This window comes from Isoptericola hypogeus, assembly GCF_039531145.1.
Lineage (GTDB): Bacteria > Actinomycetota > Actinomycetes > Actinomycetales > Cellulomonadaceae > Isoptericola > Isoptericola hypogeus.
In genome coordinates, this window is sequence record NZ_BAAAPM010000009.1 from 146,041 (window position 1) to 157,524 (window position 11,484).

Sequence of the window (11,484 nt, forward strand, 5' to 3'; positions counted from 1 at the left end):
TCGACAAGCTCGACCGGCGGTGTGGACGGCTCGACCGGCGGTTGGGACGGCTCGACCGGCGGTCGCGACGGGGCTCAGTTCGCGACGGCCTTCGCCATCTCCTCGACCAGCGCGGGGAAGCCGTCCTCCCAGTAGACCGACAGCGCGGTGGGCGGCGACACCGACGACGTGGCGACGTTGCCGACGACCTGCGCGACCTTTCCGGCCTTGACCGCGGGGATTGCCTGGAGCTCCTTCTTGGTCAGGAAGTCCTCCGCGTCCTCGGGCGTGTACGCGTAGTCGACGATGAAGTCGGACTCCAGCTTGTCGAGCTCCTCGTACGACAGGGCGTAGAAGAATCCGCCGTCCGAGGTGTCGAGCTCCTCGACGGACGGCGCGACCTCGGCGCCAAGGCCCTCGAGGAAGCCGGCCCGCGGGTCGAGCTCCGGGTACACGTAGACCTGGCCCTCGGTCGGGGAGTCGACGATCGCGGCGAACGTCTGGCCCTCGAGCTCGGGGTGCTCGTCGGCCTTCTGGGCGACGAAGTCGTCGATGTCGGCCAGGACCTGCTCGCCCTCGGCCGAGCGGCCGAGCGCCTGGGCGGTGAGCGTGATCGTCTCCTCCCACGGCGTGGTCCAGGCGGCGTCGGGGTAGGCGACGACGGGCGCGATGTCGCTCAGCACGTCGTACTGCTCCTGGGTGAGGCCGGAGTACGGCGCCACGATCAGGTCGGGCGCGGCCTCGACGAACTCCTCGTAGGGCACGGTGGCGCCCTGCTCCGGGTCGGTGAGGATGACCGGCTTCTCCTCGCCGGCCTCGTCGTAGGCGTCCTCCACCCACGGCAGCAGCGCGTCCTCGCCGACGGTCCACACCTGCTCGGCGACGGCGACGGGGTAGACGCCCACGGCGATGGCCGCCTCGGTCGAGCCCCAGCCCCAGGTGGCGACGCGCTCGGGCTCCGACTCGACGACTGTCTCGCCGAGGGCGTGCTCGATGGTGATGGGGAACTCGTCGGTGGCGCCGTCCGCGGGGGCGGCGGACCCGCCGTCGGCCGGGTCGGTTCCCTCGGACCCGGGGTCGGACGAGCCGCAGCCGGCGAGGGCCAGGGTGGCCGTCGCGGTGAGGCCGACGACGACGGTGAGAGGACGGCGAAGGCGCACGATTTCTCCTCGGTGGTCCCGCGCACGTGCACGGGAGATGACGGAACAGTGAGGGAAGCCTAACCTCATGCATGCCCAGCGGGAAACCGTCTCAGCCTGTGACGCGGTGCCGCCCCACGGGCACGACGAGCGGCGTCCCGGAGACCGGGTCGGGCACGACCCGCGCCTCCAGGCCGAAGGCGTCCCGCACGGACTCCTCCGTGAGGACGGCGGACGGCTCGCCCTGCCCGACGACCTTCCCCGCGCTCATCACCACGAGGTGGTCGGCGTACCGGGCGGCGAGGTTGAGCTCGTGCAGCACCATGACGACGGTGGTGCCGCGGGTGTGGTTGAGCTCGGCGAGCAGGTCGAGCAGCTCCACCTGGTGCGCCACGTCGAGGTAGGTCGTGGGCTCGTCGAGCAGCACGATGTCGGTCTCCTGGGCGAGCACCATCGCGATCCAGACCCGCTGGCGCTGCCCGCCGGACAGCTCGGCGACCGGGCGGTCGGCGAGGTCGGCGGTGCCCGTGGACTCCAGGGCGCGCAGCACGACGGCGTCGTCGTCGCTGCGGTGCCGCCCGAACCAGCCTTGGTGGGGGTAGCGCCCGCGGCCGACCAGCTCGGCGACGCGGACGCCGTCGGGCGCCACCGACGACTGCGGCAGCACCCCGACGGAGCGCGCGAGCTCCCGGCGGGACAGCCCGGACACGTCCTGCGTGCCGAGGGTGACGCGCCCGCCGTCCAGCGGGTGCAACCGCGCCAGGCCGCGCAGCAGCGTCGACTTGCCGCACGCGTTCGGGCCGACGATCGCCGTCACGCGGCCCGCGGGCAGCTCGAGGTCGAGGTCCTCGATCACGCGCCGCCCGTCGTAGCCGAGGCTCACGCCGTGGGCGGCCAGGGTCGTGGCGGCGGGATCGCCGCTCACCGGGCCCGCCGCCGGCCCGTCCGCGCCGGCGGCGGGCGCGGTGCGAGGGGGTCGCACGTCGGTCATGCGAGGGACTTCCTTCCGTCGGTGGCGAGCAGCCACAGCAGGTACGGGGCGCCGACGATGCCGGTCACGATGCCGGTGGGCGCCTCGACGCCGAAGAGCAGGTGCTGGCCCACGACGTCGGCCGTGAGCACGAGCAGCGCACCCACGCCGGCCGATGCCAGCAGCGCGGGGCCGCCGTCGTCCACGAGCCGGCGCGCGATCGACGGCGAGACGAGCGCGACGAACGCGAGTGGCCCGACGAACGCCGTCGCGACGGCCACGAGCCCGACGGCGAGCAGCAGCGAGCCGACGCGCGCGGCGTCCACCGGCACGCCGAGGCCGCGCGCGTGGTCGTCGCCGAGGGCGAGCGGCCCCTGCCAGCGCGCGATCCCCGAGACGGCCGCCGCCAGGACGACGACGCCGACGGCGAGGGTCGCGAGCTCGGCGCCGCGCACGTCGGCGACGCTCCCGACCGTCCAGAGCAGGGCGGACTGGGCCTCGCGCACGTCGGCGCTCGCCAGCAGCCAGGCCAGCAGCGACGAGCACAGGTAGGCGAAGCCGACGCCGACCAGCACGAAGCGGATCGAGTGCAGCCCGCGCCGCCAGGCGAAGACCCAGATGAGCAGCGCGACCCCGAGCGCGCCGGCGAACGCGGCGCCGGCGACGGCGAGGCCGGTGAGCCCGGCGACCAGCAGCGCCCAGACCGCGCCGAGGCTCGCGCCGCTGGCGATGCCGAGGATGTCGGGGCTGGCGAGGGGGTTGCGCAAGGTCGACTGGAACAGGGCGCCGGCCAGGCCGAACGCCACCCCGGCGAGCAGCGCCGTCTCGATGCGTGGCAGGCGCAGGCGGTGCACGACGAACACGTCGCCGTCGTCGCCGACGCCGAACAGGGCGGCGAGGGCGCGCCCGGCAGGCAGCGAGGCCTCGCCGAGGGTCAGGGCGAGGGTGGCGACGACGACGAGCGCGGCCGCGACGGCGCCGAGGACGAGCGCCAGGCGCCGGCGCCGGCGGTGGCGGAGCGCGGTGACGGTCGACGCGGTGGCGGAGCCGTCGGCGGGTGCGCCGGGGGCGGGCGGGATCAGCGTCGTCACGCTCACACCCCCGCCACGGTCCGGCCGCGCGCGACGGCGATGAGCACGGGCGCGCCGATCGCCGCCGCCACGACGCCGGCCTCGAGCTCGGAGTGCGGCAGGACCAGGCGGCCGATGACGTCCGCCCCGAGCAGCATGATCGGCCCGAGCAGGGCCGTCATCGGCACGATCCAGCGGTAGTCGGTGCCGACGAGCCGCCGCGCGGCGTGCGCCACGGCGAGACCGACGAGCGCGATCGGCCCGGCGAGCGCCGTCGCGGTCCCGGCGAGCAGCACGATCGCGGCGGCGGTCAGGCCCCGCGTCACGCCGACGCTCTGGCCGAGGGCGCGGGCGACGTCGTCGCCGAGCGAGAGCATCGTCAGCCGCCGCGCGAGCGCGAACGCGAGCACGACGCCCACCACGACGAAGGGCCACAGCCGCTCGAGCGTCTCCATCCCGCGCCCGGTGAGGGAGCCGACCGCCCAGAACCGGTAGAGGTTGAAGGCGGTCGGGTCGCGCAGCAGCACCAGGGTGATCATCGGCGTGATGAGCGCCGTGACCGTGGCGCCCACGAGGGCCAGCTTGACCGGCTGCCCGGCGCCGATCGAGAAGACGACCAGGGCGGCGGCCGCGGCGCCCGCGAACGCGAACCACACGAACCCGAGCGGGGAGGTGATGCCGAGCAGAGAGACGGCGATCACGACGGCGAGCGACGCGCCGGAGTTGAGTCCCAGGAGGCCGGGGTCGGCGATCGGGTTGCGCGTCACGCCCTGGATGAGGGTGCCCGCGACGCCGAGCGCGGCACCGGCGGCGAGCCCGATGAGGGTGCGCGGCACCCGCTGGTCGCGGACGACGTCGTGGTCGACGTCGCCGGGCACGGGGGACGTCAGCGCCTGCCAGACGGTGCCCAGGTCGAGGTCGCGCACGCCGAGCGTGAGGCTGGCGACGACGATCAGCGCCAGGGCGACGAGAGCGAGCGCGAGCAGGACGAGGCGGCCGCGGGCGCGTCGCGCGACGAGCGCCGCGGCGGGCCGGGGCGCCGGGGCGAGGGTGGCGGCCGCGGTCACGAGGCGGCGCCCGTCCGGCCGGCGGCGCCGGGAGCGCCGGGGCCGCCGGACGCGCGCCGGGCGCCCGGCAGTGAGGTAAGCATTGCCTCAGTTTGGCATGCCGACGGCGGTGTGCGGGAGTCCGCCCACGGCCGTCAGACGTCGGAGGGGGCGTCCGCGCGGCGGGTGAGGCGGTACGCGACCCAAGCGACGAGCGCGACGGCGCCCGCCCCGACGGCGACGAGCGTCACCGGGTGCCGCAGCCCGACGGCGATGGCGCCGTTGACGGCGGCGGTGCCGACCGTCGTCCAGATCCCGGCCCAGACGGCGCAGCCGGCCAGCAGCGCGACGAGGTAGCGACCGAACGGCATGCGCAGGTAGCCGGCCGAGAGGTTGACGAGCGTCTGCACGCCCACCGTGAAGAAGGACAGCGTGACGGCCGGCGGCCCCCACCGGTTCACCCGGTCGATGACGGCGACGGCCCGAGGCCGGGACAGGGCGTCGGTCACCCGTCCGCTGCGGGCCGTGCCCCGCGCCACCCCGCGACCCGCCCAGTAGGTGGCCTGGGCGCGCACGAGCACGATGCCGAACGCGGCGAGGTACACCGCCCAGAACGGCACGCCCGCGATGGTGAAGACGCCCGCGGGCTCCGCGCCCTCGGGCGCGTCGGCGAGCGCAGGGGTGAGCGCCAGGGCGAGCGCAGGAGCGGTGAGCACGGGCCCATTGTGCCCTGCTGAGGTTTGCCTGTCCTACATCGATCGGTCGTGGGCGGTACGGCTCAGCGACGGCACTCGGCGCAGGTGCCCCACAGCTCGACGGTGTGCTCGATGTCGGCGAAGCCGTGCGCCGCGCCGACGCTCGCGGCCCACGCCTCGACGGTGGGGCCGTCGATCTCGACCGCGCGCCCGCACACCCGGCACACCAGGTGGTGGTGGTGCTCGCGGCGCTCGCAGCGGCGGTACAGGCTCTCGCCGTCCTCGCCGCGCAGGACATCGACCTCGCCGACGTCGGCCATGGTCTGCAGCGTGCGGTAGACGGTCGCGAGCCCGACGGCGTCGCCGCGCGAGCGGACCAGCTCGTGCAGCTGCTGGGCGCTGCGGAACTCGTCGGTGTCGCCGAGCGCGTCGGCGACGGCGGCCCGCTGCCGCGTCATGCGCGGAGGCGTCCGCTGCGCGGCGGGGGAGGACGGGGGGCGGGAGTCGTTCACGGCGTGCACTCCTCCTCCTTCCTGCCCCGGCCGGCGGACACCGGTGCGACGGCGACGTCGTCGGGGATGTCGGGGTGGGGGTCGGCGGCCGGGCGGCGGCGCGTCAGCAGCGGGTGCAGGGCCGCGACGACGGCGTACACGCCGATGGCGAGGACGACGATCAGGGCGCCGGGGGAGACGTTGTGCCAGTACGTGATCGACAGGCCCGTCACGCACACCACGACCCCGACGACGCAGCCCACGAGCATCGTGCGGCGGAAGGAGTGCGTGACGAGCTGGCCGATCGCGACGGGCACGATCATCAGCGCCGAGACGAGCAGGAGACCCACGACCCGCATCGCGACCGTGACGGTCAGCGCGGCGAGCACGGCCACCGCCATGTTGAGCGCCCAGACCGGAAGCCCGGACGCGATGGCGAACTCCTCGTCGTGGCTCACGGAGAACAGCACCGGGCGCAGCCCGATCCCGACGAGCAGGATGAGGCCGCAGAGGATCACGGTGACCCACACGTCGGACATCGTCACGGTGGAGATGGAGCCGAAGAGGTAGGCCATGAGGCTGCCCGACGAGCCACCGGCGAGGCCGATGAGCAGCACGCCGCCGGCGATGCCGCCGTAGAACAGGATGGCCAGCGCCAGGTCGCCGGACGTGCGCCCGCGCCGTCGCACCACCTCGATGAGCACGGAGCCCGCGACGGCGGCGACGACCGCGCCGGGCACCGCGAGGACGTCGTCGGGCACCAGGCCCATCGCCGCGCCGACCAGCCAGCCGAGCGCGACGCCGGTCAGGGCGACGTGCCCGATGCCGTCGCCCAGCAGGGCGAGCCGGCGCTGCACCAGGTAGGTGCCGACGACGGGCGCGCTCACGCCGACCAGCAGCGCGGCGACGAGCGCCCGCTGCATGAACGGGTCGGTGACCATCTCCCACAGGCCGCTCACGGTCGGGTCTCCTCGTCGGTCGTCTCGAAGGGGCCGTCGGCGAGCCCCACGGTGCCGTCACCGCGCTGCGTGCGGGTGTGGGCGTGCGGGTGCACGTGGTCGTGGTCGTGGTCGCCGTGCCCGGCCTGAGGTTTCGGTGGCGCGCCGTCGTGCACCACGAGGCCGTGCCGCAGCACGACGGCCCGCTGTACCAGCGGCGCGAGCTCGCCGAGCTCGTGCAGCACGACGAGCACCGTCATGCCGTCGCCGACGAGGCGGGTCATGGTGGCGGCGAAGGTCTCCTGGCTGGGCCGGTCGACGCCCGCGACGGGCTCGTCGAGCACCAGGACCTCGGGCTTGCGCACGAGCGCCCGCGCGATGAGGACGCGTTGCTGCTGGCCGCCGGAGAGCTGGTGGGTGGCGCGGTGGGCGCGGTCCGCGAGGCCGACCTGGTCGAGCGCGGCGCGCACGTCGGCCCGCCAGCCGCGGGGCAGCCGCACGCGGCGCCCGTGCAGCAGCCCGGAGGCGACGACCTCCTCGGCCGTCGACGGCACGCCCGACGCGGCGCTGACGCGCTGCGGCACGTAGCCGACGCGGCCCCAGGGCACGTCGTCGCCGAGCGGGTGGCCGAGCAGTCGCACGTCGCCGGCGGTGGTCGGCAGCACGCCCACGAGGGTGCGCACCAGGGTGGACTTGCCGGAGCCGTTCGCGCCGAGCAGCGCGACGACCTCGCCGCGGCGCACGGTGAGGTCGACGCCGCGCAGTACGGGGCTGGAACCGAGGCGCACGTGCACGCCGCGGGCCTCGATCACGGGTTCGGGCGGGGCGTCGGCGGCGGACGCCGGGCCGCCCGCGGAGCCGGGGGCGAGCGTGGTCATGAGCAGCGGAGCCCTTCGGTGAGCGCGGCCAGGTTGTCCTGCATCACGGAGACGTAGTCGCCGCCGGCCGCCTCGGCGTCGTCGGAGAGGCCCTCGAGCGGGTCGAGGACGGCGGTGTCCACGCCGATGTCCTGCGCGAGGGTATCGGCCACCTTGGGGCTGGTGAGCGTCTCGGTGAAGATCGTGCTGACGTCGTTCTCCTCGACGATGGCACCGACCTCGCGCAGCCGCGCGGGGGAGGGCTCCGCCTCCGGGTCGAGGCCGACGATGCCGACCTGGGTGAGGTCGTAGCGCTCGGCGAGGTACCCGAACGCCTCGTGCGACGTGACGAGCGTGCGGGCCTCGCACGTCTCCAGGCCGGCGGAGAACTCGCCGTCCAGGTCCATGAGCTGCTGCTCGAGCGCCCGCGCGTTCTCGGCGTACGCGGCCGCGTGCTCCGGGTCGGCGTCCGCGAGCGCCGCGGCGACGGCGTTCGCGACCGGGACCAGTCGCGTCGGGTCGAGCCAGAAGTGCGGGTCGAGGCTGCCGTGGTCGTGGCCGTCGTCGTCGGCGTGCTCCTCCTCGGCGGCCGCGGTGGACTCCGCCTCCGAGGTGCCGGGGTGCGCCTCCAGCTCGGCGAACTCCGCCGCGTCCACGACGTGCTCGGGCGCCTGGGCCTCGACCGCCTCGTCGACGGCCTCCTGGAAGCCCGACTGGTAGACGACGAGGCCGGCCTCGCCGATCTCGCGCACCTGCGCGGGCGAGAGCTCCAGGTCGTGCGGCTCCGCGGCCGGGGGCGTGAGGTTGGAGACCGACACGAGGTCGCCGCCCACCTGCTGCGCCACGTACTGCAGCGGGTAGAACGACGCGAGCACCTCGAGCGTGCCGTCGTCCGCGGCGTCGTCGGTGGAGCAGCCGGCGAGGACGGCGGGCAGGGCGAGCACGGGCAGGGCGGCGAGGGCCGCGCGTCGGCGAAGCATGAGAACGATTCTCAGTTAGATGAGAACGGTTGTCAACTGATCGCGTCGGCGCGGCGCTCGCCCAGGTGGTCGCGCTGCGCGGGGTCGTGGGTGAGGGCGATCGCCTTGTCGTAGGCGCCCGCGGCGTCCGCCGCGCGGCCGAGGCGGGCGAGCAGGTCGGCGCGCACGGCCCAGGCGGGCTGGTAGCGCGCGGCGTCGTCGGCGATGCCGTCGAGCACGGCGAGGCCCGCCGCCGGGCCGTCGGTCTCGGCGACGACGGCGGCGAGCGCCACCGTCCCGCCGAGCGACGGCGCGACGCGGTGCAGCGCCTCGTGCAGGCCGCGCAGGGTGGCCCAGTCGGTGGGCCCACCGTCGACCCGCGCGCAGTGCACGGCCTGGATGGCGGCCTCCAGTTGGAACCGCCCCAGCGCGCCCTGCGCGTGGGCCGCCCGCAGGTGATCGTGCGCCCGCGCGATGCGCACGGTGTCCCACCGGGCCGGGTCCTGCTCGGCGAGCGGCACGAACCGGCCGGCGTGGTCGCTGCGCGCCTCGGCCCGCGCGGACGACAGCAGGACGAGCGCCGCGAGGCCGTGGGCCTCGGGGTCGTGCGGCGCGAGGCGGGCGAGGATCTCGGCGAGCCGCAGCGCCTCGGGCGGCAGGCGCCGCGGCTCGGGCGCCGCCGTCGTCCACTCGATGACGTACGCGCCGTAGACGGCCTCGAGGACGTCGGCCATGCGGGCGGGCAGGTGGGAGCGGTCGGGGAGCTCGAACGGCACCCGCAGCTCCTTGATCCGTCGCTTGGCCCGCACGAGCCGGGTGGCCATCGTCGCGGTGGGCACGGTGAAGGCACCCGCGACCTGTGCGGCGGTGAAGCCCAGCACGGCGTCGAGCATGAGGGGCGTGCGGGCGGCGGGCGCGACGGCGGGGTGCGCGCACACCAGCATCAGCTCGAGCCGGCGGTCGCCGACGGCGTCCGGGTCGACGTCGTCGAGGTGCACCGGCGCGTGCCGCTCGACGACGAGGGGCGCGGTCCGGCGCGCCTCCGCGGACCGCCAGGCGTCGCGCCGACGGTTGCGCGCGACGGTGAGCAGCCACCCCTCCGGGTTGCCCGGCACGCCCGTGTCGGGCCAGGTGCGCAGCGCGCGCTCGAGGGCGTCGCCGAGCGCGTCCTGCGCGGCCTGAAGGTCGCCGTCGGCGGCCGCGAGCAGCGCGACGAGGCGGCCGTAGCCGTCTCGTGCGGCCGCGGCCGCCGCGTCGTACGCGGGGCTGGTCATCGCGTCGAGCGCCGGCGAGCGGGGCCTACTCGGCCGGGCCGGGCGCGGTCCACGCGCCGTCGACGATCGACGTCGCGACGGGCCGGACCTCGACGGACCCGTAGGAGGCGCCCGGGCACTTCTCCGCCCAGGCGATGGCGGCGTCGGCGTCGGGCACGTCGACGACGAAGATGCCAGCGAGCGCCTCCTTCGTCTCGGCGAACGGCCCGTCCTGGACCTGGGTGGCGCCCGTGCGCCGGGTGACCGTGGTGGTCGCGTCGGAGAACTGCAGGACCTCGGCCGCGACGAGGACACCGGCGCTCACCAGCGCGTCCCCGTACTCGGCGAAGAGCCGTTCCATGTCCGCGATGCCCTCGGCGGGCAGCTCGCCCGGGGCGGGCTCACGGTTGTGCAGCAGCAGTGCGTAGCGCATGGTCGTCCCCTTCGTCGTCTCCAGTGTGGCCGCCCGAGCGCCGGGCGACACCTGGATGACGATCGAGCGTGGTCGAGATCGTCACGGGCGGGCGTCTGCCGGTACAGACCGCCCCGGTAGGCTTGTCGCACCGCAGTCGATCGCCGTCGTCCGACGTGCGCACCCTCCCGGTGCGTCGATCGCTGCGCCGTTCCCCGCACCGGCCCCACGAGCCACGTGGTGGCCCGACACCCAGGAGTGATCCGTGGCAGCACCGTCCGCCCAGCTCGACGCCGTCGTCTCCCTCGCCAAGCGGCGAGGTTTCGTCTTCCAGTCCGGCGAGATCTACGGCGGGACCCGCTCCGCGTGGGACTACGGCCCCCTCGGCGTGGAGCTGAAGGAGAACATCAAGCAGCAGTGGTGGCGCGCGATGACGCGCCGCGACGACGTCGTGGGCCTCGACTCCGCCGTCATCCTGCCCACCCCCGTATGGCACGCGTCGGGCCACCTCGGTGCGTTCAACGACCCGCTGACCGAGTGCCTGTCGTGCCACAAGCGGTTCCGCGAGGACCACATGATCGAGGAGTTCGAGGAGAAGAAGGGCCGCGCCCCCGAGGGCGGCCTCGCCGAGATCGCCTGCCCGAACTGCGGCACCCGCGGCCAGTGGACCGAGCCCCGCGACTTCAACATGATGCTCAAGACGTACCTCGGCCCGGTCGAGGACGAGTCCGGCGTGCACTACCTGCGGCCCGAGACGGCGCAGGGCATCTTCGTCAACTACGCGAACGTGGCGGCGGCGTCGCGGCGCAAGCCCCCGTTCGGCATCGCGCAGATCGGCAAGTCGTTCCGCAACGAGATCACGCCGGGCAACTTCATCTTCCGCACCCGCGAGTTCGAGCAGATGGAGATGGAGTTCTTCGTCGAGCCGGGCACGGACGCCGACTGGCACCAGTACTGGATCGACACCCGCATGGCCTGGTACACCGACCTCGGCATCGACCCCGAGAATCTGCGGCTGTACGAGCACCCGGCGGACAAGCTGTCGCACTACTCGACCCGCACGGTGGACATCGAGTACCGCTTCGGCTTCACCGGCAGCGAGTGGGGCGAGCTCGAGGGCATCGCCAACCGCACCGACTTCGACCTCAAGACGCACTCGGAGCACTCGGGCAAGGACCTGTCGTTCTTCGACCAGGAGAAGAACGAGCGCTGGATCCCCTATGTCATCGAGCCGGCCGCGGGCCTCACCCGGTCGCTGATGGCGTTCCTCGTCGAGGCCTACGCCGAGGACGAGGCGCCCAACACCAAGGGCGGCGTCGACAAGCGCACCGTGCTGCGCCTCGACCCGCGCCTCGCGCCGATCAAGGCCGCCGTCCTGCCGCTGAGCCGCAACGAGCGGCTCTCGCCCAAGGCGCGCGACCTCGCCGCGGAGCTCCGCAAGAGCTGGAACGTCGACTTCGACGACGCCGGCGCCATCGGCCGCCGCTACCGCCGCCAGGACGAGATCGGCACGCCGTTCTGCATCACGGTCGACTTCGACACGCTCGACGACGACGCCGTGACGATCCGGCACCGCGACTCGATGACGCAGGAGCGCGTCGCGCTCGACAAGGTCACCGGCTACCTGGGGCAGCACCTCGTGGGCGCCTGACACGACGTACGAGGGGCCCGGTCC

The 11,484-nt window shown here is 74.6% G+C and carries 12 protein-coding genes; 1 reads left to right on the plus strand and 11 read right to left on the minus strand.

Translation table 11 applies throughout. From position 1 onward, the window contains the following. Positions 1–74 precede the first annotated feature (74 nt). The 11 genes from ABD254_RS18645 to ABD254_RS18695 form a co-directional block, all read right to left on the minus strand. A complete protein-coding gene (locus ABD254_RS18645) occupies positions 75–1,139 on the minus strand; it encodes an iron-siderophore ABC transporter substrate-binding protein (protein ID WP_344250262.1) in 1,065 nt (354 codons plus the stop codon). A gap of 91 nt (positions 1,140–1,230) precedes the next feature. Next, positions 1,231–2,109, minus strand: a complete 879-nt coding sequence (locus tag ABD254_RS18650) for an ABC transporter ATP-binding protein (protein ID WP_344250263.1) — start codon at positions 2,107–2,109, stop codon at positions 1,231–1,233. After that, positions 2,106–3,179: a FecCD family ABC transporter permease gene (locus ABD254_RS18655; protein ID WP_344250264.1), complete on the minus strand. Its 1,074-nt coding sequence runs from the start codon at positions 3,177–3,179 to the stop codon at positions 2,106–2,108. Before ABD254_RS18655 ends, ABD254_RS18650 begins: the two co-directional genes overlap by 4 nt. 2 nt (positions 3,180–3,181) lie before the next feature. After that, positions 3,182–4,225, minus strand: a complete 1,044-nt coding sequence (locus tag ABD254_RS18660) for a FecCD family ABC transporter permease (RefSeq protein WP_344250265.1) — start codon at positions 4,223–4,225, stop codon at positions 3,182–3,184. 134 nt (positions 4,226–4,359) lie between these two features. Continuing rightward, complete coding sequence (locus tag ABD254_RS18665; protein WP_344250266.1) at positions 4,360–4,920, minus strand: DedA family protein; 561 nt, start codon at positions 4,918–4,920, stop codon at positions 4,360–4,362. 62 nt (positions 4,921–4,982) lie between these two features. Further along, positions 4,983–5,357 (minus strand): Fur family transcriptional regulator, encoded by a 375-nt coding sequence (locus ABD254_RS18670; RefSeq protein WP_344250614.1) that lies wholly within the window; start codon positions 5,355–5,357, stop codon positions 4,983–4,985. 50 nt (positions 5,358–5,407) lie between these two features. After that, a complete protein-coding gene (locus ABD254_RS18675) occupies positions 5,408–6,331 on the minus strand; it encodes a metal ABC transporter permease (RefSeq protein ID WP_344250616.1) in 924 nt (307 codons plus the stop codon). A 14-nt stretch (positions 6,332–6,345) separates the two neighbouring features. Next, positions 6,346–7,206 carry a metal ABC transporter ATP-binding protein gene (locus ABD254_RS18680; RefSeq protein ID WP_344250267.1) on the minus strand — a complete coding sequence of 287 codons (861 nt, stop codon included), beginning with the start codon at positions 7,204–7,206 and terminating at the stop codon, positions 6,346–6,348. Beyond that, on the minus strand, positions 7,203–8,165 hold the full coding sequence (locus tag ABD254_RS18685; RefSeq protein ID WP_344250268.1) for a metal ABC transporter substrate-binding protein: 963 nt from the start codon (positions 8,163–8,165) through the stop codon (positions 7,203–7,205). The genes ABD254_RS18680 and ABD254_RS18685 overlap by 4 nt, the downstream gene beginning before the upstream one ends. Before the next feature lie 32 nt (positions 8,166–8,197). After that, positions 8,198–9,418 (minus strand): RNA polymerase sigma factor, encoded by a 1,221-nt coding sequence (locus ABD254_RS18690; RefSeq protein WP_344250270.1) that lies wholly within the window; start codon positions 9,416–9,418, stop codon positions 8,198–8,200. Positions 9,419–9,443: 25 nt separating this feature from the next. Then, positions 9,444–9,830, minus strand: a complete 387-nt coding sequence (locus tag ABD254_RS18695; RefSeq protein ID WP_344250271.1) for a YciI family protein — start codon at positions 9,828–9,830, stop codon at positions 9,444–9,446. A gap of 244 nt (positions 9,831–10,074) precedes the next feature. Between ABD254_RS18695 and ABD254_RS18700 the strand changes: the two genes are divergently transcribed. Further along, on the plus strand, positions 10,075–11,460 hold the full coding sequence (locus ABD254_RS18700) for a glycine--tRNA ligase (RefSeq protein ID WP_344250272.1): 1,386 nt from the start codon (positions 10,075–10,077) through the stop codon (positions 11,458–11,460). Positions 11,461–11,484: the final 24 nt, after the last annotated feature.

What these genes read in the sequence shown, in the direction of transcription:
- ABD254_RS18685 (WP_344250268.1), bottom strand. Translation starts at nt 8,165, where the DNA reads ATGCTTCGCCGACGCGCGGCCCTCGCCGCCCTGCCCGTGCTCGCCCTG.
- ABD254_RS18675 (WP_344250616.1), bottom strand. Translation starts at nt 6,331, where the DNA reads ATGGTCACCGACCCGTTCATGCAGCGGGCGCTCGTCGCCGCGCTGCTG.
- ABD254_RS18680 (WP_344250267.1), bottom strand. Translation starts at nt 7,206, where the DNA reads ATGACCACGCTCGCCCCCGGCTCCGCGGGCGGCCCGGCGTCCGCCGCC.
- ABD254_RS18650 (WP_344250263.1), bottom strand. Translation starts at nt 2,109, where the DNA reads ATGACCGACGTGCGACCCCCTCGCACCGCGCCCGCCGCCGGCGCGGAC.
- ABD254_RS18695 (WP_344250271.1), bottom strand. Translation starts at nt 9,830, where the DNA reads ATGCGCTACGCACTGCTGCTGCACAACCGTGAGCCCGCCCCGGGCGAG.
- ABD254_RS18690 (WP_344250270.1), bottom strand. Translation starts at nt 9,418, where the DNA reads ATGACCAGCCCCGCGTACGACGCGGCGGCCGCGGCCGCACGAGACGGC.
- ABD254_RS18670 (WP_344250614.1), bottom strand. Translation starts at nt 5,357, where the DNA reads ATGACGCGGCAGCGGGCCGCCGTCGCCGACGCGCTCGGCGACACCGAC.